Origin of the sequence: Pseudomonas sp. B21-017 (assembly GCF_024749245.1) — a bacterium.
Classification (GTDB): Bacteria; Pseudomonadota; Gammaproteobacteria; order Pseudomonadales; family Pseudomonadaceae; genus Aquipseudomonas.
Window position 1 is genome coordinate 650,617 of the sequence record NZ_CP087194.1, and the last position, 22,684, is coordinate 673,300.

Genomic DNA, 22,684 nt, shown 5'->3' on the forward strand with positions numbered 1-22,684 from the left:
CTTCAAATTCCCCCTGTGATCGTTCCCACGCAGAGCGCGGAATCGATCAATTGCTCATCAGCGGCCGAGGTAGACCTCGATCACCCGCTCATTGTCCTGCACCTGCTCCAGCGACCCTTCGGCCAGCACGCTGCCCTGGTGCAACACGGTGACGTGGTCGGCGATCGAGCCAACGAAGCCCATGTCGTGTTCCACCACCATCAGCGAATGCTTACCGGCCAGGCGCTTGAACAGTTCGGCGGTGAATTCGGTTTCGGCGTCGGTCATGCCCGCCACCGGCTCGTCGAGCAACAGCAGTTGCGGGTCTTGCATCAGCAGCATGCCGATTTCCAGAAACTGCTTCTGCCCGTGAGACAACAACCCTGCCGGGCGATTGACCGAACTGGTCAGGCGAATGGTTTCCAGCACTTCACTGATGCGATCTTTTTGTTCACCACTCAGGCGAGCCCGCAAACTGGCCCACACCGACTTGTCGGTTTTCTGCGCCAGCTCCAGGTTTTCGAACACGCTCAGGGCTTCGAACACGGTTGGTTTCTGGAACTTGCGACCGATACCAGCCTGGGCGATCTGCACTTCGCTCATCTGCGTCAGGTCCAGGGTTTCGCCGAACCAGGCCTTGCCGTGGCTGGGGCGAGTCTTGCCGGTGATCACGTCCATCAACGTGGTCTTGCCCGCGCCGTTGGGGCCGATGATGCAGCGCAATTCGCCGACGCCGATGTACAGGTTCAGATTGTTGAGGGCCTTGAAACCATCGAAGCTGACGCTGATGTCTTCCAGGGTCAGGATGGTGCCGTGACGTGTATTCAGGCCGGGGCCGACGCGTTGGCCGAGGCCGATGGCATCGCGGCTGCTACCGGCATCCTTGTTGGGCTGCGGTGGGAAAAAGGCCGGTTCGAGCATGAATTCAGCCGTTGCAGTGATCCTCATTGTTCACCCCTTTTCTTCAGCAGCCCGATCACACCCTTAGGCAGATACAACGTCACGACGATGAACAGCGCGCCGAGGAAGAACAGCCAGTATTCCGGAAACGCCACGGTGAACCAGCTCTTCATCCCGTTGACCACGCCGGCACCCAGCAGCGGGCCGATCAGCGTGCCGCGCCCCCCCAAGGCAACCCAGACCGCCGCTTCGATCGAGTTGGTCGGCGACATTTCGCTCGGGTTGATGATCCCGATTTGCGGCACATACAGCGCCCCCGCCAGACCGCACAACACCGCACTCAACACCCAGACAAACAGCTTGAAGCCGCGCGGGTCGTAGCCGCAGAACATCAGGCGGTTCTCGGCATCGCGCAACGCGGTCAGCACCCGGCCGAACTTGCTTTGCGCCAGACGCCAGCCGATGAACAGGCTCGCCACCAGCAACAGTACCGTGGCGAAAAACAACACCGCGCGAGTCCCCGGTTCCGTGATGCCAAACCCGAGAATGCTGCGGAAATTGGTGAAGCCATTGTTGCCGCCAAACCCGGTTTCGTTGCGGAAAAACAGCAGCATCCCGGCGAAGGTCAGGGCCTGGGTCATGATCGAGAAATACACGCCCTTGATCCGCGAGCGGAAGGCGAAGAAACCGAACACCAGCGCCAGCAATCCCGGCGCCAATATCACCAGGCACATGGCCCAGAGGAAGCTGCTGGTGCCGGTCCAGTACCACGGCAATTCGGTCCACGACAGGAACGTCATGAACGCCGGCAAGCCGTCACCCGAGGCTTGGCGCATCAGGTACATGCCCATCGCATAACCGCCGAGGGCGAAGAACAGACCGTGACCGAGGGACAGGAGGCCGGCGTAGCCCCAGACCAGATCGAGGGCGAGGGCGACGATGGCGTAGCAAAGAATCTTGCCCACCAGTGTCAGCGTGTAGGCCGAGACGTGAAGCGCGCTGTCGGGCGATAACAACGACAGCAATGGCAACGCCAGTAGCAAAACGAGAATCACCGCGCCAACAGTGATGGTGACTTTGGGGCCGGCTTTTTTTGTCGCGGTAACGAGCAGAGGCTGGTTCATCAGTCGATCACCCGTCCTTTCAGTGCGAAGAGGCCTTGCGGACGTTTCTGGATGAACAGAATGATCAACGCGAGGATCAGGATCTTGCCGAGTACCGCACCGATCTGCGGTTCGAGAATCTTGTTGGCGATGCCCAGGCCGAACGCGGCCAGCACGCTGCCGGCCAATTGGCCGACACCGCCGAGCACCACCACCAGGAACGAATCGATGATGTAGCTCTGGCCGAGGTCAGGGCCGACGTTGCCGATCTGGCTGAGCGCCACACCACCGAGCCCGGCGATGCCCGAGCCTAAGCCGAAGGCGAGCATGTCGACACGCCCGGTCGGCACCCCGCAGCACGCCGCCATGTTGCGGTTCTGGGTGACGGCGCGCACGTTCAAGCCAAGGCGCGTCTTGTTCAACAGCAGCCAGGTCAGCACCACCACAAACAAGGCAAACGCGATGATCACGATGCGGTTGTATGGCAGCACCAGGTTGGGCAGCACCTGAATCCCGCCCGACAACCATGCCGGGTTGGCCACTTCGACGTTCTGCGCGCCGAACACCAGCCGCACCAACTGGATCAGCATCAGGCTGATGCCCCACGTGGCGAGCAGGGTTTCCAGCGGGCGGCCGTAGAGGTGGCGAATCACCGTGCGCTCCAGCGCCATGCCGATGGCGGCGGTAACGAAAAACGCCACCGGCAGCGCAATCAGCGGATAGAACTCGATGGCTTGTGGGGCGAAGCGCTGGAACATCAGCTGCACCACGTACGTCGAGTACGCGCCGAGCATCAACATCTCGCCGTGGGCCATGTTGATCACCCCGAGCAGGCCGAAGGTGATCGCCAAGCCCAATGCCGCGAGCAGCAGAATCGAACCTAGGGACATGCCACTGAAGGCCTGGCCGAGCATTTCGCCGATCAGCAATTTGCGTTTGACCTGGGCCAGGCTGGTTTCGGCGGCGGTGTGCACACTGGCGTCGGTTTCGACGCCGGGTTCGAGCAAGCCTTCGAGGCGGGTGCGGGCCAGCGGGTCGCCGGTTTCGCCGAGCAAACGCACGGCGGCGAGGCGCACGGCGGGGTCACTGTCGACCAGTTGCAGATTGGCCAAGGCCAGGCTCAGGGCGGCGTGAACGGTTTCGTCTTGTTCGCTGGTCAGCTGCTGGTCGAGGAATTTCAGCTGCGCCGGTTTGGCGCTTTTCTGCAATTGCTGCGCGGCGGCCAGACGGGTTTTGGCGTCGGCGGCGAGCAATTGGTGGCTGGCCAAAGCGGTGTCGATCAGACCCCGCAGGCGATTGTTCAGGCGCAGGGTTTTCGGTTGGCCATCGATGGTCAGCTCGCCTTGTTGCAGGGCGTTGATCAGTTCGATACGGGCCGGATCGGGCTGCGCGGCCCAGGTTTCCAGAAGCTTGGCTTGCTGCACGGGATTGGCCGCGACGAAGTCTTCGGCGTCGCCGGCGTGGGTGACCATCGGCAGTAACAGTGCGATGGCAAGGATCAAGCGGTAAAAGGCAGTGGGCATGTCAGTGTCCTTGCGCGGACTAAGTGTGGGAGCAAACTGTGTGGCGAGGGAGCTTGCTCCCGCTGGACTACGCAGTAGTCCCGTTTTTTGGGGCCGCTTCGCAGCCCAACGGGGGCAAGCCCCCTCACCACAAAGCCCGCTCACACAGGAGTTGTGTCGGGCCTGAGCTCCATGCTCAGGCCCCAGTGGCTCAGTTGCTCTTCACCGCATACTCCGGCTTCTTGTCGTTGCCCGGAATGAACGGGCTCCACGGTTGGGCGCGGATCGGTCCTTCGGTCTGCCACACCACGTTGAACTGACCGTCGGCCTGAATCTCGCCGATCATCACTGGCTTGTGCAGGTGGTGGTTGGTCTTGTCCATGGTCAGGGTGTAGCCGGACGGTGCGGCAAAGGTCTGGCCGGCCAGGGCTTCGCGGACTTTGTCGACGTCGGTGGATTTGGCCTTCTCGGCGGCTTGCGCCCACATGTGGATGCCAACGTAAGTGGCTTCCATCGGGTCGTTGGTCACCGCTTTGTCGGCGCCCGGCAGGTTGTGTTTCTTGGCGTAGGCTTTCCAGTCATCGACGAACTTCTTGTTCACCGGGTTTTCCACCGACTCAAAGTAGTTCCACGCCGCGAGGTTGCCCACCAGCGGTTTGGTGTCGATGCCGCGCAGTTCTTCTTCACCCACGGAGAACGCCACGACCGGTACGTCGGTGGCTTTCAGGCCCTGGTTGGCCAGCTCTTTATAGAACGGCACGTTGGAGTCGCCGTTGACGGTGGAGATGACCGCCGTCTTGCCACCGGCGGAGAATTTTTTGATGCTGGCCACGATGGTCTGGTAATCGCTGTGGCCGAACGGGGTGTAGACCTCTTCGATGTCCTTGTCCGCCACGCCTTTGGAGTGCAGGAACGAGCGCAGGATCTTGTTGGTGGTGCGCGGGTAGACGTAGTCGGTGCCGAGCAGGAAGTAGCGCTTGGCGCTGCCGCCTTCTTCGCTCATCAGGTATTCCACTGCCGGGATCGCCTGCTGGTTGGGCGCCGCGCCGGTGTAGAACACGTTCGGCGACATCTCTTCGCCTTCGTATTGCACCGGGTAGAACAGCAGGCCGTTGAGCTCTTCGAACACCGGCAGCACCGATTTACGCGACACCGAGGTCCAGCAACCGAACACCACCGCCACCTTGTCCTGGGTCAGCAGCTGCCGGCCCTTTTCGGCGAACAGCGGCCAGTTCGATGCCGGGTCCACGACCACAGGCTCCAGCATCTTGCCGTTCACGCCGCCCTTGGCGTTGATTTCGTCGATGGTCATCAACGCCATGTCTTTGAGCGAAGTTTCAGAGATCGCCATGGTCCCGGACAACGAATGCAGAATACCGACCTTGATGGTCTCGGCGGCCTGGACAGTCCAGGTCATGCCCATCGCGGCAATGCTTGCCGTGAGTGTGAAAGCCTTGATCAAACTGCGACGCTTCATTGTGCGATCTCCATGAACGTTAAAGTTTTTTATGGTTGGCAGATGCGGACGACTGAAGGCTGTTTTGCAAGGGCTGTGCCCGGTCGGGGACGGACAAGGAAATGTCGTATTAGAGTGGTTGCGGGGTTTGCGTGACGCACCATGAAGGGACGGGGCTGGCGCGTTGGTGCGAGAAGATGCGCCACATTGGGGCGATGCAGCCATCGCGGGCAAGCCCGCGATGGTCGATAACGCGGTCTACGCCGGGTCGACGTTATCCAGCGCCCGGTTTACCGCCAGCTCCGCCAGCATGATGCTCTGTTGAATCGCCAGCGCCGTGTAGCGCTGTGGGGCGGTCAGGTCGTTGGCGAAATCGCTGGCCAGGACACTCGCCGTGGCTAACGATTCACAGGCGTGGGCCAGCAGGCTTTCGGTATCCATGTTCGGGGCGACGATGAACATGGTGCTGGGGCGGCGGGGTTTTTCGGTGTAGCGCGCCGGGGGATCGAGGTAGTAGTCGAGGGCGCGTTTGATGGCTTCGCGATCCTTGAGTAATTCTTCGTTGCGCGAGACTTCGGCGTTGGGGGTGGTGGTGTTGAAGGGTGGGTCGGGAATTAATTTGTCCATTGAAAAATTTCTCCAGCGTTGGAGCCCCCACTTGCCGCTTCTCACACGGGAAGAGGTGGCAGCTATGTGCGAGGTGAGAAGACCGGTTATGGACACCCGGCCGGACCGAAGTCCGCCCGCACACAGCCGCCATAACACATTTGCAGGCAGCTAATAAGCTGGCGGCGATTATGCGTGTACAGACACTGGATGACCATAAGTTGCCGGGCTTCTCACACCCGATCACTGAGTTTTCAGCGACAGCCAAAGACTAGAGAGCCCGCTTCCGACGGACAACCTGAAAGATGCGTGGGAAAGGTCTGCGTTCTGATACATCCGTTAAACATTCAAAAGCAGAACGCGGAGCGTCCCTGGCGGCATTCCCACGCAGGAGCGTGGGAACGATCCCTGTGGGAGCGGTGAGTCAGCGGCGGCGCATCAGGCCGATGAAGAACAGCCCGCCAATCGCGGCGGTGGCGACGCCGATGGGCAGGTCTTCCGGGGCGATCAGGGTGCGTGCGGCCACGTCGACCCAGACCAGGAACAGACTGCCCAATAACACGCACACCGGCAGCAACCGCCGATGCTCGGCCCCCACCAACCGTCGTGCAATGTGCGGCACCATCAGCCCGACAAAACCAATCGAGCCACTGATCGACACCAGTACCCCGGTCATCAATGAGGCAATCAAAAACACCCGCAGCCGTACGGTGCGGGCATTGAGGCCCAGGGTCACGGCGGTCTGCTCGCCGGCCATCAACGCATTCAACGGCCGAGCCATCCCCAGCAACAACACCAACCCGAGCAACACACTCGCCGCCGGTACCGCCAGCAATTCCCAGCGCGCCAGCCCGAGCCCGCCAAGCATCCAGAACATCACCGCAGAACTGGCGCGGTGATCACCGAGAAACAACAGCAAATTGGCAACCGCCATCATCACGAACGACACCGCCACGCCGCACAACAGCAGCCGATCACTGTCCAGCCGCCCATGACGGTTGGCGATCATCAGCACGACCAGCATGCTCAGCAGCGCGCCGATAAACGCCGCGATGGGCAAGGTCAGCAGGCCGACGATTTCACCGACATGCAACACCACGATCACCGCGCCGAGGGTCGCGCCGGAGGTCACGCCCAACAAGTGCGGATCGGCCAATGGATTGCGCGTCACCGCTTGCAGCACCGCACCGATCAGCGCCAGGCCGGCGCCCACCAGCGCGCCGAGCAACATGCGCGGCACGCGGATCAGCCAGACGATGTGTTCCTGGCCGGCCGTCCAGTTCTGCTCGCCAACACCGAACGCCTTGTGCAGCAGAATTTGCCACACCACCTCCACCGGTACCCGCGCCGGGCCAAAACCCAGCGACACCACACACGACATCAGCAACAGCACGCCGAGGCCGATCAGCAACAAGGCATAGCGACGGTCGATCATTCGCCGTGGAAACCCTTGGCCAGGGTTTCGACCGCCAGCACGTTGTCGATCCCCGGCGTGGCTTGCACGTACGGAATGACGATGAAGCGCTGGTTTTTGATCGCGTCCACCGATTGCAGGGCCTGGTTGTTCAGCAAAAACTGCTCCTTCTGTTCAGCGGTGACTTCGCCGTAATCGACGATCACGATCACCTGCGGATTGCGCTCGACCACGTTTTCCCAGTTGACCCGGGTCCAGCTCGCCTCGACGTCGTCGAGAATGTTGCGCCCGCCGGCCGCGTCGATCAGCGCCTGCGGCATGCCCAGGCGCCCGGAGGTCATGGCCCGGTCTTCACCGCTGTCGTAGAGAAATACCCGAGGCTTGTCCGCTGGCAGATCCTGGCGCACCTCGGCGACTTGCGCCTGCATCCGGGCGATCACGGCGTTGGCGCGATCCTGCACGTCGAAGATTTTGCCGAGGTTGCGCAGGTCGTTGTAGGTGTCATCCAGGCTGGCCGGTGGGCGCTTCATCACGAACGCGCAGGACTCGGTGAGCTCGTAGACGTTGATGCCCAGCGGTTGCAGGGTTTGCGGCGTGAGATCACCACCGACGCGCATGCCGTAATCCCAACCGGCGAAGAAGAAATCGACGTTGGCGTTGAGCAGGGTTTCCACCGACGGGTACTTGGCCGCCAGTTCCGGCAAGCCATCGAGGATGGTCTGCATCTGGGGCGTCACCGATTTCCATCCGGTCACGCCGCTGTAGCCGGCCATCCTGGGTTTGAGACCGAGGGCGAGCATCATCTGGGTCATGTTGATGTCGTGGCTGACCGCGTGTTTCGGCGCTTGCTTGAAGGTCACTGCGCGGTTGCAACTCTGGACAGTCAGCGGGTATTTCGTGGCTTCGGCGAAGGCATGGGTACTGCCCAGCAACAACGCGACGCAAAGCAGGGAACGCAAAGTCATGGTTGGGTTATCCAGGTGATTCGTGGGTAGCCGTGCAAGGGATGGTCATCGATCAGGGCGTCGACGCCGAACACGTTGTGCAGCAGGTGTGTGGTCAGGACTTCTTTGGGTGTGCCGCTGGCGACGATGCGACCGTGATGGATCACGTACAGTCGATCACAGAAGGCCGCCGCCAGATTGAGGTCGTGAATGCTCGCCAGCGTGCCGATCTGCAGGCGTTTGACCAGCTGCAGCAGTTCCAGTTGATAGCGCGGGTCGAGATGATTGGTCGGTTCATCGAGGATCAGCAATTGCGGTTGCTGGGCCAGGGCGCGGGCGAGGATCACCCTCTGCTTTTCACCGCCGGACAGGGTGGCGAAGGCGTGGTCTTCGAAGCCCTTGAGGCCGACTGATTCCAGGGCGTGGGCCGCGAGGTTGCGGTCGTGCACGGTGTCGCCGTCGAACAGTCCTTTGTGCGGCGTGCGGCCCATGGCGACCACTTCATCGACGGTCAGGCCGAAGGCGTCGGGAAATTCCTGCAACACCACGGCGATGCGTTGCGCACACCAGCGTGAGGACTGCTTCCAGACGTTGTGATGGTCGAGTTTTATCTCGCCATGTTCCGGTTTGCTGAAGCGATAAGCGCACCGCAGCAGGCTGGTTTTACCGCTGCCGTTGGGGCCGATCAACCCGACGAACTCACCGGCAGCCACGTGCAAGGAGGCGTCACGCAGCTGGAACTGGTGATGGCAGTGGCCGTGGCCCAGGGGTGTCCAGGCGAGGTTGGTGATGTTCAGCGAAGTCATTTCATTCCTGATGATCGTTCAAGCCAACACACAACCTGTGGCGAGGGAGCTTGCTCCCGCTCGGCTGCGCAGCAGTCGTAAAGCCCGACAACGCGGTATACCCGGAGAAACCGCGGCGTCAGGTTTGGGGTTGCTGCGCAACCCAGCGGGAGCAAGCTCCCTCGCCACAAAAGCTTGGCGGGCCCGCATTGTATTGGCTTTACGCGTACGCGTATCTCGCCTGTTTCATGATGAAGGTGAGGTGGATTCAATTTGCCGGCCCAGGCGCGACAGCAGCCCCCAATCCAATAGCCATACGACAACCAGCGAAGCCCCCACCAACGGAAACATCACCGCCAGGGCGAACATGATGACCATTGCGGTTTTCCATTTCGGCAGGTCGTGACGCAACGGTGGCACACCGAACTTGCCCTGTGGCCGACGCTTCCACCAGATCACCACGCCGCTGACGGCGCTGAGCAAAATCATCAGGCAGATCAGCAGCACGATGATCTGATTGAACGGGCCGAACATCTTGCCTTCGTGCAGCATCACGCCGACTTCGGTGGCGCGGGCGACATTGCTGTAATGCTGCCAGCGCACGTCGGCGAGGACGTCGCCGGTGTACTGGTCAACGTGCAGGGTGGCATCGTTGCGCGGGTCGTCGGCGAACACCGCGATGGTGAACACACCGGTGGCGGTGGTGGGGAAGGTGATGCTGTAGCCGGGCTCGACCTTGCGCTGCACGGCGATGTTTTGCACGTCTTGCAGGCTGATGGTCGATGCCGCCGGGCCGGCCTGGGTACTGGCGTGAGCCATGTGTTCGGCATGGTCGCCGGACATCGGCATCGGCGTGTTTTCCATGGCCCATGGCACGGTCTGGCGTGTGGCGCTGTTGAGGCTGCGGGCCTCGACGTCGGACTTGGGCACGTCATTCCACATGGCGACCGGAAAGCGGTTCCAGAGGTCGGCGTATTGCTTGCCCCAGAAGCCGGTCCAGGTCATGCCGCTGAGCAGCATCACCAGCAAAAACGCCGCGCCCCAGAAGCCAGTCACTGCGTGCAGATCACGCCACAGCACGCGGCCGCGACTGTTCAAACGGGGCCAGAGAATGCCGGCGCGCTGGCCACGCGGCCACCACAAAAATACCCCGGAGACCACCAACACCACACCCCAACCGGCGGCCAGCTCCACCAGCCGATCACCGACGGTGCCGATCATCAGCTCGCCGTGAATCGAGCGTGCGAGCGCCTGCAGATTGTTCTTCGCGTCTTGCTCGCCGAGGATGTCGCCGTGGTACGGATCGATGAACACGTTCAGTTCATGACCTTCATTGATCACCACGAATTGCGCGCTGCGTTCAGCGTTGACCGGCGGCAGGTATTGTTTGATCCGGGCCTGTGGATACGCCTCTTTCACCCGTTTGAGCAGGTCGTCGGCGGCCACGGTGTGATGACCGGCCGGGATGTTCATCAGGCTGCCGTACATCAATGGATCGAGTTGCGGTTTGAACAGGTAGACGATGCCGGTCAGGGCCAGCATCACCATGAACGGCGCGACGAACAGGCCGGCATAGAAATGCCAACGCCAGGCCAGGTTGTAGAAATTCGGTTTGGGCTGTTTCACTTCGAGTGCTCCGCTAGGCTTGGATCTTTTGTCATTGTCTGGTGACTGCTGCGCAGTCATTCGCGGGCAAACCCGCTCCCACGGCGGTGTTGAAGCTGTGGGGGCGGGCTTGCCCGCGATGCTCTTAGAAGCTCATGTCGACCTTGGTCCAGAGCGTGCGCCCCGGTTCGTTGATGGCTTGCGGATCATTGGCCGGGAAGCCGAAACCGGCGTTACCGGCCAGGTTCAGGTGTTCGGCGTAGGCCTTGCCGAACAAGTTGTCGACGCCGCTGCTGACCTTCCAGTTCTTGTTGATCCGGTACGCGCCGTTGAGCGAGAACACGCCGAACCCCGAGCTTTTGTCGAAGTCTTTGCCGACCACGTTGCCCTTGTTCCGGTCGATGCGGTTTTGCGCCGCGACCACCCGCCACAAGGCGCCGGCGCTCCAGTTGTCTTCGCTGTAGGTCAGGCCGAAACGTGCATCCAGCGGTGGCATTTGCGGCAGGGCAGTGCCGTCGCTGCTGTTCTTGCCCCAGGCATAGGCCAGGGTCGCATCGGCTTTCCAGTTGGCCGTCAGTTTGTAGGCTGCACCGAGTTCGCCGCCCATGATTCGCGCGTCGATGTTCTCGGCTTGCGAGGTCATGCCCATCATTCCCGGCGTGTAGTTGAACAGGATGTAGTCACGCACCTGCCCGACATATCCCGAGGCCCAGGCTTCGAGGTCGGCGGTCTTGTATTGCAGGCCGAAGTCGAGCTGGGTGGTTTTCTCCGGCTTGATCGCGTCGAACGCATTCACCGAACCGGCAGGGCCGGACTTGGGTGAAAACAGCTCCCAGTAATCCGGGAAACGCTGGGCATGGCCGAGGCCCGCATACAGCGTGGTCGGGCTGTCGGCCAGGTCATGCTCGTAACGCACGAAACCGCTGGGCAGGGTGTCGGCGCGGGTGTCGTCGGCGGTCGGGTTGGGGCGGGCCATCATCCCGGAGCCGATGGTCTGCCGATAATCCTTGGCCGAAGCACGGTCCAGTCGTGCGCCGGTGATCAGCCGATCACGGTCGGCGGCGTACCAGGTCAGTTCGCTGAACACGCCGTAGTTGTGGAAGTCGGCGTCCTTGTTGCGCGGCACATCCTTGTAGGCGTCGACGCCCATGGCGCTGCGTTGGCGGTGCTCGTTGGTCTGCGCATCCAGGCCACTGATCAATTGCACATCGGCCCAGCGCCAGGTGGCTTTGATCCGCGCGCCGAGAGTCCGGCGGTCGACGTTGGAAGCCATCGGGCCGGCCATCATCCCGGTGCCGGACGGCGTGCGCAGGGTGTAGTTGTCCATCACGTGGTCGGCGTAGTTGTAGTAGACCTGCGCCTCGACCTTATCCAGCACCTCACCGATGTTCGACTGCTCGAAGCGCAGGCCCAGGCTTTCGCGCAAGAACTGTGAACCGTCCATGCCGCGCCCGGCGTAACGGGCTTCGCCGTCGCCCTTGCCGGCAGTCAATTCCAGCAGGGTGTCGGCGTTCGGCGTCCAGCCGACAGCAACATCGCCGTTCCACTTGTCGTAGCGCGAGGGCACGGTGTCGTTGTTGCCGTCCTTGTAGTCATCGGAGTGCGCGGTGTTGCCGATCACGCGCACGTAACCCAGCGGCCCGCCAGCGGCGGCGTCCACCACTTTGTCGAAGCGGCCGTTGGAGCCGGCCAATACGCTGGCATTCACCCGGGTGCCGAGTTCGCCGAAGCTTTCCGGCTCCCGGTCGAACAGGATGGTGCCGGCCGATGCGCCGGGGCCCCAGAGCACGGTTTGCGGGCCTTTGATCACGGTGAGTTTGTCGTAGGTTTCCGGTGAGATGTACGAGGTCGGCGCGTCCATCCGGCCGGGGCAGGCGCCGAGCATCATGCTGCCGTTGGTGAGGATATTCAGGCGCGAGCCGAACATGCCGCGCAGCACCGGATCGCCATTGGTGCCGCCGTTGCGCACCAGGGCGAAGCCGGGGATGGTCTTCAGATAATCACCACCGTCGCTGGCCGGCACCGGTTGGCGCGGGTCCTTGGGGTTGGTGACGACAGTCAGCGGCGAACTCGGCGCGATGGCGGTGATCACCGTCGGGCTCAGTTCTTCGGTGTGGCCGGCGTGTTCATCGGCCAGCACCATTGGCGTCAGCAACAAGCCGCAAAGAGCAGCGGTGGCGTGCCTGAAGCGAACGCGGGATGGGTTCAGGGCAAAAAAAGCCTGGGCAGCGCCCAAACGTGTGTCAGCAGAAAACCTGGACATGAAAATTTCCATCGAACAGTCGTAAACGACACGGCCGGCAGCCGACGCAAATTCCTGTAGGAGCGAGCTTTTGTGGCGAGGGAGCTTGCTCCCGCTGGGCTGCGCAGCGGCCCCTTTTGTGAGTGCTGCGCACTCAGGCGGGAGCAAGCTCCCTCGCCACAAAAAAATCGCCCCCACAGGTTGCTTGGGTTGACTTGCGGACCGTGTGGGATCGGAGGTAGGTGTTTACGCGGCGATGGGCGGGGCGCGGGTGCGGGCGCCAGGGAAGAAGGTTTGCCGGGCGTGGCCCAGGCGGGTGGCGGGTGTGGTGAAGGTGGTGGCGGGCGGGGTGTCGAACGCGGTGAATGAAGCGCCACCGGTGAGCGCTGGGCAATTGAACAGCAGGCTGCAATAGCCGCATTTTTCCCACAGCGCGTGATGCTCGGCTGTCGGCCGGCAGTGTTCGGCGGCGGGTTGTGCGTCGTGGTCGGCGTGCTCCATTGCCGACATGTCCGAGCCCATGTCCATCGACATGTTCATGGACATGCCTATCGCCATGCTCGAAGCAGCCGCGCGCGAATCCATCGGCATCGACTGAGAAATCAGCGGGCCGATAAAGATCATCAGCATGGCGAACAGGCTGATCCAGCTGCCGCGGGTCAGGCTCATTGGCTGACGGCAGCGCACGGATGGCCTGGCGCTATGCGGGCGCATAGACGTTTTCAACGGGGGCGATTACTGGGCGTGCATGTGCGCTTGCATGCTGTCCGGTGCCTTTTTCTGCACCGAGACCTCGACCGTTACATCACCGGACTTCTCAAAGTGCAGGGTCAGCGGAAAGTGCTTGCCGTCGCTCAACAGGCTGCGGTCTCTGAGCTCCAGCAGCATCACGTGGTACGCCATCGGCGCGAAGGTGACTTCGCCGCCAGCCGGGATTTCGACGTCGGGCACTTGCTGCATTTTCATCAGATCGTTTTGCATCACATGTTCGTGCAACTCGGCCTTGCCGGATATCGGCGAGCCGACGCTGAGCAGCCGGTCGGCGGTTTTGCCGTTGTTGTGAATCACGAAATACGCTGCGACGGTGGGCGCGTTGGGCGGCAACTCCTGCGACCACGGATGGGCGATCTCAAGTTCGCCAACCTTGTATTCGTGGGCATTGGCAAAACAGGCAGGCAGCAGCAACGCAGCCAGGACGATGAGTTTGTTCAACATGGCAGTTCTCCAGAACGATTCAAAACGCAGGTCAATTGCGAGAAGGAATCACACCAGAGGGGACGCGCGGGGGTTAAGACTCGGCCATTGCTGGCGCGGTGTCGGTGTGTCGAGCGTGGCCGGCGGCACGCTTCGATTGGCCTCGAATCGCGCGTAATACAACTGCGGCGTATGCCCCGGCAACGCCACCAACGGCGCGGAGCCCGAGCAACACCAGCAATGCTGCATGTTGGAATGATCGTCGTTCTGCGGGGCTTTCTGCTCGATGTCGCCCAGGGAAATCGCCACCAGCTTCGTGCCGCTGGAAGAGCAGAAACTGCCCCACAGCAACTGTTCGGCCGGCGATTTCGCCGTTTGCGCCATCGCTCCGGACATCGGCATGGCGAGCATGTTGAACAGCACTGCAAAGCAGGCGATCCAGGCAAATGCGAGCCGTTGTCGGGACATGGGACAGATCCGTTTGAGTGGGCGATCAGGCGCGGCTATTTAGCCTGATCAGGGGCGATAAGTAAAAAGACCGCGTGCGGTGTGGTGTCGCAGCGAGTCAGTCAGCATATCGAGCAGCCGGCGTGCAAGCTCAGCCTCGCCGTTTTGAAAGAGTGTAGCGACTTCGACTCTTAATGCCTGAGCGAATTGAGGGTCACTTTGGATTCTTGCCCGGATTGTGTGTTTGACATCTCTGAGCGCTACACGATTGAAGCTTCCATCGCCCGGGTCTTCCTCTTCGCAGGCCTTGATGTAGTGCCACATATCGGCAGACGTCAGGAGAAACTCAGTGATATCGAAGCGAGTGAATTTTTCAGTCATCCGCCATCTCCCGTTACATGGGTGGGGCTTGAAATATGGGGGTTGGGTTGTGAGCCCACAAGTCAGTCGATTTGGATGATGTTGTGCGTTAGGTCCGATGGATATGTAGGGGATTGCGCATTTTCTGTAGCAGCTGCCGAAGGCTGCGTTCGGCTGCGTAGCGGTCGTGATCCCATGCGCCGCAGTCAACCTGGCAGACCGTGGTGTTTGATTTTACGACTGCTGCGCAGCCGAACGCAGGCTTCGCCAGCTGCTACCAGTTTTGTGTGAGGGCCGTTAAAACCTCAGTCACCGCCCCAAACTCCCGCTCAACCCCCGGCAACACCGGCCGCTTCAACACCAGCACCGGCACTCCACGTTCCCGCGCCACTTCCAGCTTCGGCTCGGTGGCGGTGCTGCCACTGTTCTTGCTGATCAGCACATCGATCTGCCGCCGCTCGAACAGCGCGCGTTCATCCTCGATCAGAAACGGCCCACGGGCGCCGATCACTTCGCAGCGCGCGTTGCCCGGATAAACGTCCAGTGCACGCAACGTCCAGAATTGCTCCGGCGGGATTTCGTGCAGGTGCTGCAATGGCTCGCGACCGAGGGTGAACAGCGGTCGGCGAAAAGGTTTCAGCGCTTCGATCAGCTCGGCCCAGTCGCTGACTTCGCGCCAGTCATCTGCGGCTTGTGGCTGCCAGGCCGGACGGCGCAAGGCCCAACAGGCAATGCCGCTCAACTTCGCGGCGGTGGCGGCGTTGTGGCTGATGCGGGCCGCGTAGGGGTGGGTCGCATCCAGCAGCAGGTCAATGCCTTCGTCACGAATGAACTGCGCCAGACCTTCAGCGCCACCATAGCCGCCAACGCGGACCTGGCAGTTCAGATCGGTCGGCACCCGACCGACACCGGCCAGACTATAGATGTGCTCCGGCCCCAGGGTTCGGGCGATGGCCAGGGCCTCAGTGACGCCGCCGAGCAACAACACGCGCTTCATTGAACAACTCCCGCGTGGCCGACAATCCCGCCCTGGCGATCGATGGCGAACACTTCGACCTGAACCTGCGCCGGCACCACGCTGCGGGCAAAGTCGAGGGCGTGCTGGCACACCGCGTCGCCGAGGGCGATTCCGGCGGCGCTGGCCATGGCCAAGGCTTGCTGACTGGTATTGGCTTCGCGGATCGCCTGTTGCAACGCCGCATCGGCACCGACCGCCGCGGCCCATTCAGCCAGTTGCGGCAGGTCGATGCTTGAATGCCGACTGTGCAAATCCATGTGCCCGGCCGCCAGTTTGCTGATCTTGCCGAAGCCGCCGCACAGGCTGAGTTTTTCCACAGGTACTTTACGCAAGTGCTTGAGCACCGCGCCGACGAAGTCGCCCATTTCGATCAGGGCGATTTCCGGCAAGTCGTAGACCCGGCGCATGGTGTCTTCGCTGGCGTTGCCAGTGCACGCGGCGATGTGCAGGTAACCGTTGGTTTTGGCGACGTCGATGCCCTGGTGGATCGAGGCAATGTAGGCGGCGCAGGAGAATGGCCGGACGATGCCGCTGGTGCCGAGGATCGACAAGCCGCCGAGAATGCCCAGCCGCGGGTTCATGGTCTTCAGCGCCAGGGCTTCGCCGTCCTCGACGTTTACCGTGACCTCGAAGCCGCCCTGGTAATTCAGTTCCTCGGCCAGCAACGTCAGGTGATCAGTGATCATCTTGCGCGGCACCGGGTTGATCGCCGGTTCGCCGACGTTCAGCACCAGCCCTGGCCGGGTGACGGTGCCGACACCACGGCCGGCGCTGAAGCGGATGCCCGGTTCGCTGTGCAGGCGCACCTGGGAAAACAGCAGGGCGCCATGGGTCACGTCGGGGTCGTCGCCGGCGTCCTTGATCGTTCCGGCTTCGGCGCCGTCGTCCGTCAGCCGACAGAATTCCAGGCGCATTTGCACCCGTTTGCCTTTGGGCAGAATGATCTCGACGGCGTCCGCTTCCACGCCGCCGAGCAGCAGGCGGGCGGCGGCGAGGCTGGTGGCGGTGGCGCAGCTGCCGGTGGTCAAGCCGCTGCGCAGCGGGGCGGGTTGTTCGGCGGTTTCGTCACGCATCGAGGGGTTTCGTCACGTCCAGCAAGGTAATCGGCAGCGCCTGACGCCAGGTATCGAACTCGCCCAACGGTTGCGCCTGGGCGACGTGAATGCGGGTCAGTTCACCGCCATGCCGTTCACGCCAGGCCATCAAGGTCACTTCGCTTTGCAGTGTCACAGCGTTGGCGATCAACCGGCCGCCGGGTTTGAGTTGCGCCCAGCAAGTATCGAGCACGCCTTCACGAGTGACGCCACCGCCGATGAAAATCGCGTCCGGGCGTTCGAGTCCGCTCAGGGCTTGCGGCGCACTGCCGCGAATCAATTGCAGGCCGGGAACGCCCAGGGCATCGCGGTTGTGTTCAATCAACGCTTGCCGTCCCTCATCCGCTTCGATGGCCAGCGCCCGGCAACTCGGGTGAGCGCGCATCCATTCGATGCCGATCGAGCCGCTGCCGGCGCCGACGTCCCACAGCAGTTCGCCGGGGATCGGGGCGAGGCGAGAAAGGGTGATGGCGCGCACGTCGCGTTTAGTCAGTTGGCCGTCGTGCTGGAAGGCCGAATCCGGCAGGCCGGCCAGGCGCGACAGGCGCGGTGTGTTGGGTTCAGCGATGCATTCGATGGCGATCAGGTTCAGATCGGCGATCGCCGGGTCGCTCCAGTCGTTGGCAGCGCCCTCGATGCGCCGTTCGGCTTCGCCGCCCAGATGTTCCAGTACGGTCAGGCGACTCGGCCCGAAACCGCGCTCACGCAGCAGCGCCGCAATGGCCGCTGGACTCTGGCCGTCGTTGCTCAGCACCAGTAAACGCACACCACTGAACAAATGAGCGTTGAGCGCCGCGACGGGACGGGCGACCACCGACAGCGTCACCACATCCTGCAACGGCCAGCCCAGGCGAGCGGCCGCCAGTGACACGGAGGATGGGGCGGGCAGGATCAGCATTTCTGCGCCGGGTAGTTGCCGCGCCAGGCTGGCACCGACGCCAAAGAACATCGGGTCGCCGCTGGCCAGCACGCAAACCGGCTCGCCCCGCAGCGCCAATAGGGGTTCAAGGGAGAATGGACTGGGCCAGAGCTGGCGCTCGCCGCGAATGCACACGGGCAACAAATCCAGTTGCCGTTGGCCGCCGAATATCCGCGAAGCGCCCAGCAGGGCGCGACGGGCGTTCTTGCCCAGCCCCTTGAAGCCGTCTTCACCGATACCTACTACTGTCAGCCAGGGCGACATCTGCAGTCCTCAAAAAATGCCTCAAACGGGGTGTTCCGACGGGCAGGCTTTTCATGCCGTCGGACAAAGCAGGCATAATACCGCGCCTTCGCCCGCGAAGCGCCTTTCCCACACAGCCGGTCGCCCCTTTGAACGAACGCCCGATGTCTACCGCCTTACGCCCCTCGGCCTGCCCGGGGTTGCTGCGTATCGTCCCGGCGCTGGATGGCGGCATCTGCCGGATCAAATTGAACGGCGGCTCGATCAGCGCGGCCCAGGCTGAAGCGGTGGCCAGCGCGGCCGAACGGTTTGCCGGGGGCGTGATCGAGGCGACCAACCGGGCCAACCTGCAGATTCGCGGAATTGGCAGTGAGCAGACGGCTTTGATCGACAGCCTGCTCGCCGCAGGGTTGGGGCCGCGTACCGCGGCGGGCGACGATGTGCGCAATCTGATGCTCAGCCCGTCTGCCGGGATTGACCGGCACATGCTCTTCGACACGCATGCGCTGGCGGAGCAGATCCTCACCACGCTGCAAAGCCACGAACGTTTCCACGAGCTCAGCGCCAAGTTTGCCGTGCAACTCGATGGCGGCGAGGCGTTGGCGATGCTCGAGCACCCGCATGATCTGTGGTTGTCTGCTGCTGAGCGAAACGGCGAGCTGCTGCTGGCGTTCGGTCTGGCGGGTTGCCCTACGGACAGGCCCGCAGGCGCGGTGTCACTCGAGCAGGGGCACGCACTGGTGGTAGCGGTGCTGGAGTTGTTTCTCGACCTGGCGCGTCCGGATCAAACACGAATGCGTCATTTGCTGGCCGAGTATCCACTCGCAGAGTTTCTCGCTCGCCTGGCCGAGCGTGTGCCCTTGAAGTCGATTGCCGATTGGCAGCGTTCACTGAACCTGGACACTCTGCACATCGGCGCTCATCCGCAACGTGAAGCCGAACACGTCTATATCGGCGCCGTCCCCCCTTTGGGGCGGCTCGATCCCGTCATGCTCAGGGGCGTGGCGCAACTGGCGTGCGAATTCGGCGACGCGAGTCTGCGTTTCACTCCATGGCAAAGTCTGTTGCTGCCCAACGTTCGAAAAGAGCGGGCGCCTGAAGTGATTAGGCGTCTGGAGCAACTGGGCCTGCTATGTGACGCTGATCAGCCTGTGTCACGGTTGATCGCCTGCACCGGTTCCGCTGGCTGTGGCAAGGGCCTGGCCGATACCAAGAGCGACGCCATGCAGTTGGCCGCGCTGTTGCAACGTCACGATCAAGCAGTGCATTTGTCCGGCTGCCAGCGTTCCTGCGCCGCGGCCCATGTGGCACCGGTCACGCTGCTGGCTGTCGCCCCCGGTCACTACGACCTCTATTTTCGCGATGCAGGGCATCCGGGTTTCGGCGCCCTGCACGCACACAACCTTACTATTGAAGCGGTCGCAGCCTTGCTCGACGCCCGCTCACGGAGCCCCCTTGATGCTTGATTACATCCGCGACGGTCAGGAGATCTATCGCAACTCCTTCGCGATCATTCGCGCCGAGGCCAACCTTGCGCGTATTCCGGCCGATCTGGAGAAACTCGCGGTGCGGGTGATCCACGCCTGCGGCATGGTCGAGGCCATCGACGGTCTGCAGTTTTCCGAAGGCGCCGGCAAGGCCGGGCGCGACGCGCTGGCGGCCGGTGCGCCGATTCTGTGCGACGCGCGGATGGTCAGCGAGGGCGTGACCCGCGCGCGTTTGCCGGCCAACAACCCGGTGATTTGCACCCTGCGCGACGACAGCGTGCCGGAGCTTGCTCGCGAGTTGGGCAATACCCGTTCCGCCGCCGCGCTGGAGCTGTGGCGCCCGCATCTGGAAGGCAGCGTGGTGGTGATCGGCAACGCACCGACCGCACTGTTTTATCTGTTGGAAATGCTCGATGCCGGCGCGCCGAAGCCGGCGCTGATCCTCGGCTTCCCGGTGGGCTTCGTCGGTGCCGCCGAATCCAAGGCGATGCTCGCGGCGGACAGCCGTGGCGTGCCTTTCGTCATCATGCAAGGCCGGCTGGGCGGTAGCGCCATGGCCGCCGCCGCCGTCAATGCCCTCGCCACGGAGATCGAATGATGCAGCAACCTGGACGTTTGATTGGCCTGGGCGTCGGCCCCGGTGATCCGGAACTGATTACCGTCAAAGCCTTGCGCCTGCTGCGCGAATCGCCAGTGGTGGCGTACTTCGTCGCCAAGGGCAAGAAGGGCAATGCATTCGGCATCATCGAAGCGCATCTGCAAGATCCACAAACCCTGCTGCCGCTGGTTTATCCGGTGACCACCGAAGCGCTGCCGGCACCGTTGTCGTATGAACAAGTGATCAGCGATTTCTACGATACGGCCGCTGAACAACTCGCCGCGCATCTGGACGCCGGCCGTGATGTGGCGGTGATCTGCGAAGGCGATCCATTCTTCTACGGCTCCTACATGTACCTGCACGATCGACTGGCCGAGCGTTACGAAGCCGAAGTCGTGCCGGGTGTCTGCTCGATGCTCGGCGGTGCCTCGGTACTCGGTGCGCCGCTGGTGTATCGCAATCAGAGCCTGTCGGTGTTGTCCGGCGTGCTGCCCCACGAAGACCTCAAGCGTCGCCTGGCCGATGCCGATGCGGCAGTGATCATGAAACTGGGGCGCAACTTTCCCAAGGTCCGTCAGGTGCTGGAGGAACTCGGTCTGGCAGAGCGTGCGCTGTATGTGGAGCGCGCGACCATGGCCAACCAGAAAATCGTGCCGCTGGATCAGGTCGAGCCGATGTCCTCGCCGTATTTCTCGCTGATCATCGTTCCCGGCGAGCGGTGGCAAGGCTGATGACTCATTCCACGCCCGCAATCGTCATTCTCGGTCAAGGCAGTCTGGCCACTGCCCGCCGTATTCAACAGGTGTATCCGGCTGCGTTGATCCACGGCCTGGCCGGACGGGTCGAGGGCGCCGACCGCACTTATCCCGAATTCGGCGCGACCCTGCGCGAGCTGTATCAGCAGGACACGCCGATCATTGCCCTGTGCGCGGCGGGGATCGTCATTCGCACCCTGGCCGCGCTGTTGCTGGAAAAGGGCGCCGAACCGCCGGTGCTGGCCGTGGCCGAAGACGGCAGCGCGGTGGTGCCCTTGCTCGGTGGCCTCGGTGGAGTGAACGTCATGGCGCGCGAGATCGCTAGCGGGTTGCAGGTCGCTGCGGCGATCACCACCAGCGGCGAACTGCGCTTTGGCACCTGCCTGCTCAATCCGCCAAGCGGTTACGCCCTTGGCGATCTGGAACTGGGCAAGCGTTTTGTCTCTGATTTGCTCGCCGGGCACAGCGTGCGCATCGAAGGCGCGGCGCCGTGGCTGGAGCAGGCGCAGTTGGTGGAAGATCCGCTGGCGCAGCGTTCGATCCATGTCGGCAGCAACGTCCGTGAGGCAAGTGCCAATGAGCTGGTGATTTATCCGCGCAGTGTTGCGGTGGCGATTGGCGCCGCCGCAGATTTGCCGAGCACTGTTCGCGCGGCGTTACAGCAGGCGAACGTCGCGGTGCAGGCGCTGGCCTGTCTGGTGGCGCCTGACACTGAAATGGCCAACCCGGTGTTGCATGAAGCGGCCGTTGCGCTGGGTGTGCCGCTGCGTTTTGTCGCGCCGGCGAGCGATATCGGCGCGTTGGCCCGTAGCGCGGTGCCCGAGGCGACGATCATCGCAACGGTAAACAATGCGGCTGTGGCCGTGACCGAACAGCCACTGGACCTCACGCAAGTCGGCCGCCCACGCGGGCGTCTGGCCGTGATCGGCCTCGGCCCGGGCGCCGCCGAACTGATGGTGCCGGCCGTCAAGGCCGAATTGGCCCGGGCCACCGATGTGCTCGGCTACGAAACCTACGTGCGCATGGCCGGTCCCTTCCGCGCGGATCAGGTTCTGCATTGCACCGACAACCGCGAAGAAATGCAGCGTGCCCGCCACGCCTTCGAACTGGCGGCCCGGGGTCGTTCGGTGATCGTGGTGTCCTCAGGCGACCCGGGCGTGTTCGCGATGGCGGCGGCGGTGCTCGAAGCCTTGCACGAGTCGAGTGACCCGGCCTGGCACACTGTCGAGCTGGAGATCCTGCCGGGCGTCTCCGCGTCGCTCGCCACCGCTGCCCAGGCCGGTGCGCCGCTGGGGCATGACTTCTGCGTGATGTCCCTGTCGGACAATCTCAAGCCGTGGTCGATCATCGAAAAGCGTCTGGACCTGGCCGCCGAAGCGGACCTGGCCCTGGCGTTCTATAACCCGATCTCACGTTCACGGCCATGGCAACTGGGGCGTGCGCTGGAGATCGTCGCGCAGCATCGCAAACCTGAAACGCCGGTGGTGCTGGGGCGGGATATCGGCCGACCGGGACAGACCTTACGCACGACCACCTTGGGGGCGTTGACCCCGGATCAAGTGGACATGCGCACCATGGTGCTCGTCGGCTCTTCCACTACCTGCGCATTCCCTCGCGCGGAGGGCGGCGATTGGGTGTATACGCCACGCTGGTACGGTGAAAAACCGGCGTCCTGATATCCAGCGGCCCTTCGGGGCCGCAGTCTTTTCCGTCACTTCACAGCACTGGAATCCCAGTGGTCGGGTTGGTTTTTTCCACGTTCGAACGTGTCGTCCTTTTCAGCGGCTGTCATGGGATTTGGCGCGGTAGCCTGTGGTCTTTTTTCTGTCGCTAATGTCTTGTTTTATTTATTCGGAAATATTAAATATTTTGCATTGTTGAGTGTGTGACAGGTTTGTTTGAAGTGGCAGTGGTTTAATGTTTGCTCGTGGTGTGTTAAGTAACTTTTGGTGTCGTTAGAGTGTGTTGTTAAGTTTTTTTGTTTCTGCTTTATTGAAATTAATTGAATTTCTTCCTGTTTGAGCTTGCCTGTT

21 protein-coding genes are annotated in these 22,684 nt (G+C 62.4%); 4 read left to right on the plus strand and 17 right to left on the minus strand.

The window, feature by feature from the left end; genetic code table 11:
• Positions 1 to 57: 57 nt before the first annotated feature.
• The 17 genes from urtD to LOY28_RS02940 all read right to left on the minus strand — a co-directional run bounded on the left by urtD (position 58) and on the right by LOY28_RS02940 (position 17,832).
• Entirely contained in the window at positions 58 to 927 is an 870-nt protein-coding gene (gene urtD / locus LOY28_RS02860) for an urea ABC transporter ATP-binding protein UrtD (protein ID WP_018928448.1), read from the minus strand.
• Positions 924 to 2,003: an urea ABC transporter permease subunit UrtC gene (gene urtC / locus LOY28_RS02865; RefSeq protein WP_258613026.1), complete on the minus strand. Its 1,080-nt coding sequence runs from the start codon at positions 2,001 to 2,003 to the stop codon at positions 924 to 926. The genes urtD and urtC overlap by 4 nt, the downstream gene beginning before the upstream one ends.
• Positions 2,003 to 3,505 carry an urea ABC transporter permease subunit UrtB gene (gene urtB, locus LOY28_RS02870; RefSeq protein ID WP_018928446.1) on the minus strand — a complete coding sequence of 501 codons (1,503 nt, stop codon included), beginning with the start codon at positions 3,503 to 3,505 and terminating at the stop codon, positions 2,003 to 2,005. The genes urtC and urtB overlap by 1 nt, the downstream gene beginning before the upstream one ends.
• Positions 3,506 to 3,695: 190 nt before the next feature.
• Positions 3,696 to 4,961, minus strand: coding sequence for an urea ABC transporter substrate-binding protein (gene urtA, locus LOY28_RS02875; protein ID WP_007937152.1), 1,266 nt, complete (start codon positions 4,959 to 4,961; stop codon positions 3,696 to 3,698).
• Between the two features lie 237 nt (positions 4,962 to 5,198).
• Positions 5,199 to 5,567 carry a DUF6124 family protein gene (locus LOY28_RS02880; RefSeq protein ID WP_258613027.1) on the minus strand — a complete coding sequence of 123 codons (369 nt, stop codon included), beginning with the start codon at positions 5,565 to 5,567 and terminating at the stop codon, positions 5,199 to 5,201.
• Between the two features lie 403 nt (positions 5,568 to 5,970).
• Positions 5,971 to 6,981, minus strand: coding sequence for an iron ABC transporter permease (locus LOY28_RS02885; RefSeq protein WP_258613028.1), 1,011 nt, complete (start codon positions 6,979 to 6,981; stop codon positions 5,971 to 5,973).
• Complete coding sequence (locus tag LOY28_RS02890) at positions 6,978 to 7,925, minus strand: ABC transporter substrate-binding protein (protein WP_258613029.1); 948 nt, start codon at positions 7,923 to 7,925, stop codon at positions 6,978 to 6,980. Before LOY28_RS02890 ends, LOY28_RS02885 begins: the two co-directional genes overlap by 4 nt.
• Positions 7,922 to 8,710, minus strand: a complete 789-nt coding sequence (locus LOY28_RS02895; protein ID WP_258613030.1) for an ABC transporter ATP-binding protein — start codon at positions 8,708 to 8,710, stop codon at positions 7,922 to 7,924. Before LOY28_RS02895 ends, LOY28_RS02890 begins: the two co-directional genes overlap by 4 nt.
• A gap of 225 nt (positions 8,711 to 8,935) precedes the next feature.
• Positions 8,936 to 10,315: a PepSY domain-containing protein gene (locus tag LOY28_RS02900; RefSeq protein ID WP_258613031.1), complete on the minus strand. Its 1,380-nt coding sequence runs from the start codon at positions 10,313 to 10,315 to the stop codon at positions 8,936 to 8,938.
• A 124-nt stretch (positions 10,316 to 10,439) separates the two neighbouring features.
• Entirely contained in the window at positions 10,440 to 12,557 is a 2,118-nt protein-coding gene (locus LOY28_RS02905) for a TonB-dependent copper receptor (RefSeq protein WP_258613032.1), read from the minus strand.
• 225 nt (positions 12,558 to 12,782) lie between these two features.
• The gene (locus LOY28_RS02910) at positions 12,783 to 13,250 is read right to left on the minus strand and encodes a DUF2946 domain-containing protein (RefSeq protein WP_258613033.1); all 468 of its coding nucleotides are present in this window, start codon (positions 13,248 to 13,250) and stop codon (positions 12,783 to 12,785) included.
• Between the two features lie 21 nt (positions 13,251 to 13,271).
• The gene (locus tag LOY28_RS02915) at positions 13,272 to 13,751 is read right to left on the minus strand and encodes a copper chaperone PCu(A)C (RefSeq protein ID WP_258613034.1); all 480 of its coding nucleotides are present in this window, start codon (positions 13,749 to 13,751) and stop codon (positions 13,272 to 13,274) included.
• A 48-nt stretch (positions 13,752 to 13,799) separates the two neighbouring features.
• Positions 13,800 to 14,198 (minus strand): DUF2946 domain-containing protein, encoded by a 399-nt coding sequence (locus LOY28_RS02920; RefSeq protein ID WP_019582256.1) that lies wholly within the window; start codon positions 14,196 to 14,198, stop codon positions 13,800 to 13,802.
• A gap of 48 nt (positions 14,199 to 14,246) precedes the next feature.
• On the minus strand, positions 14,247 to 14,558 hold the full coding sequence (locus LOY28_RS02925) for a hypothetical protein (RefSeq protein WP_018928436.1): 312 nt from the start codon (positions 14,556 to 14,558) through the stop codon (positions 14,247 to 14,249).
• 253 nt (positions 14,559 to 14,811) lie between these two features.
• On the minus strand, positions 14,812 to 15,534 hold the full coding sequence (locus LOY28_RS02930; protein WP_258613035.1) for a cobalt-precorrin-6A reductase: 723 nt from the start codon (positions 15,532 to 15,534) through the stop codon (positions 14,812 to 14,814).
• Positions 15,531 to 16,628 (minus strand): cobalt-precorrin-5B (C(1))-methyltransferase, encoded by a 1,098-nt coding sequence (locus tag LOY28_RS02935; protein ID WP_258613036.1) that lies wholly within the window; start codon positions 16,626 to 16,628, stop codon positions 15,531 to 15,533. Before LOY28_RS02935 ends, LOY28_RS02930 begins: the two co-directional genes overlap by 4 nt.
• A complete protein-coding gene (locus LOY28_RS02940; protein WP_019582259.1) occupies positions 16,621 to 17,832 on the minus strand; it encodes a bifunctional cobalt-precorrin-7 (C(5))-methyltransferase/cobalt-precorrin-6B (C(15))-methyltransferase in 1,212 nt (403 codons plus the stop codon). Before LOY28_RS02940 ends, LOY28_RS02935 begins: the two co-directional genes overlap by 8 nt.
• Before the next feature lie 143 nt (positions 17,833 to 17,975).
• Here LOY28_RS02940 and cobG point away from each other — a divergent pair, with 143 nt between their 5' ends.
• Genes cobG through cobJ form a run of 4 tightly spaced genes read left to right on the plus strand, consistent with a single transcriptional unit; the run spans position 17,976 to position 22,327 of the window.
• Positions 17,976 to 19,277, plus strand: coding sequence for a precorrin-3B synthase (cobG, locus tag LOY28_RS02945; RefSeq protein ID WP_309475736.1), 1,302 nt, complete (start codon positions 17,976 to 17,978; stop codon positions 19,275 to 19,277).
• Positions 19,270 to 19,896: a precorrin-8X methylmutase gene (locus tag LOY28_RS02950; RefSeq protein WP_007937188.1), complete on the plus strand. Its 627-nt coding sequence runs from the start codon at positions 19,270 to 19,272 to the stop codon at positions 19,894 to 19,896. The genes cobG and LOY28_RS02950 overlap by 8 nt, the downstream gene beginning before the upstream one ends.
• Positions 19,896 to 20,627, plus strand: coding sequence for a precorrin-2 C(20)-methyltransferase (locus tag LOY28_RS02955; RefSeq protein WP_018928431.1), 732 nt, complete (start codon positions 19,896 to 19,898; stop codon positions 20,625 to 20,627). Before LOY28_RS02950 ends, LOY28_RS02955 begins: the two co-directional genes overlap by 1 nt.
• Entirely contained in the window at positions 20,627 to 22,327 is a 1,701-nt protein-coding gene (gene cobJ / locus LOY28_RS02960; protein ID WP_018928430.1) for a precorrin-3B C(17)-methyltransferase, read from the plus strand. Before LOY28_RS02955 ends, cobJ begins: the two co-directional genes overlap by 1 nt.
• The last annotated feature ends 357 nt before the right edge of the window (positions 22,328 to 22,684 follow it).

What these genes read in the sequence shown, in the direction of transcription:
- urtD (WP_018928448.1), bottom strand. Translation starts at nt 927, where the DNA reads ATGAGGATCACTGCAACGGCTGAATTCATGCTCGAACCGGCCTTTTTC.
- cobG (WP_309475736.1), top strand. Translation starts at nt 17,976, where the DNA reads ATGTCTACCGCCTTACGCCCCTCGGCCTGCCCGGGGTTGCTGCGTATC.
- LOY28_RS02920 (WP_019582256.1), bottom strand. Translation starts at nt 14,198, where the DNA reads ATGTCCCGACAACGGCTCGCATTTGCCTGGATCGCCTGCTTTGCAGTG.
- LOY28_RS02880 (WP_258613027.1), bottom strand. Translation starts at nt 5,567, where the DNA reads ATGGACAAATTAATTCCCGACCCACCCTTCAACACCACCACCCCCAAC.
- urtB (WP_018928446.1), bottom strand. Translation starts at nt 3,505, where the DNA reads ATGCCCACTGCCTTTTACCGCTTGATCCTTGCCATCGCACTGTTACTG.
- cobJ (WP_018928430.1), top strand. Translation starts at nt 20,627, where the DNA reads ATGACTCATTCCACGCCCGCAATCGTCATTCTCGGTCAAGGCAGTCTG.
- urtC (WP_258613026.1), bottom strand. Translation starts at nt 2,003, where the DNA reads ATGAACCAGCCTCTGCTCGTTACCGCGACAAAAAAAGCCGGCCCCAAA.
- LOY28_RS02910 (WP_258613033.1), bottom strand. Translation starts at nt 13,250, where the DNA reads ATGCGCCCGCATAGCGCCAGGCCATCCGTGCGCTGCCGTCAGCCAATG.
- LOY28_RS02930 (WP_258613035.1), bottom strand. Translation starts at nt 15,534, where the DNA reads ATGAAGCGCGTGTTGTTGCTCGGCGGCGTCACTGAGGCCCTGGCCATC.
- LOY28_RS02905 (WP_258613032.1), bottom strand. Translation starts at nt 12,557, where the DNA reads ATGTCCAGGTTTTCTGCTGACACACGTTTGGGCGCTGCCCAGGCTTTT.
- LOY28_RS02915 (WP_258613034.1), bottom strand. Translation starts at nt 13,751, where the DNA reads ATGTTGAACAAACTCATCGTCCTGGCTGCGTTGCTGCTGCCTGCCTGT.
- urtA (WP_007937152.1), bottom strand. Translation starts at nt 4,961, where the DNA reads ATGAAGCGTCGCAGTTTGATCAAGGCTTTCACACTCACGGCAAGCATT.
- LOY28_RS02890 (WP_258613029.1), bottom strand. Translation starts at nt 7,925, where the DNA reads ATGACTTTGCGTTCCCTGCTTTGCGTCGCGTTGTTGCTGGGCAGTACC.
- LOY28_RS02955 (WP_018928431.1), top strand. Translation starts at nt 19,896, where the DNA reads ATGCAGCAACCTGGACGTTTGATTGGCCTGGGCGTCGGCCCCGGTGAT.
- LOY28_RS02940 (WP_019582259.1), bottom strand. Translation starts at nt 17,832, where the DNA reads ATGTCGCCCTGGCTGACAGTAGTAGGTATCGGTGAAGACGGCTTCAAG.
- LOY28_RS02950 (WP_007937188.1), top strand. Translation starts at nt 19,270, where the DNA reads ATGCTTGATTACATCCGCGACGGTCAGGAGATCTATCGCAACTCCTTC.
- LOY28_RS02895 (WP_258613030.1), bottom strand. Translation starts at nt 8,710, where the DNA reads ATGACTTCGCTGAACATCACCAACCTCGCCTGGACACCCCTGGGCCAC.
- LOY28_RS02925 (WP_018928436.1), bottom strand. Translation starts at nt 14,558, where the DNA reads ATGACTGAAAAATTCACTCGCTTCGATATCACTGAGTTTCTCCTGACG.
- LOY28_RS02885 (WP_258613028.1), bottom strand. Translation starts at nt 6,981, where the DNA reads ATGATCGACCGTCGCTATGCCTTGTTGCTGATCGGCCTCGGCGTGCTG.
- LOY28_RS02935 (WP_258613036.1), bottom strand. Translation starts at nt 16,628, where the DNA reads ATGCGTGACGAAACCGCCGAACAACCCGCCCCGCTGCGCAGCGGCTTG.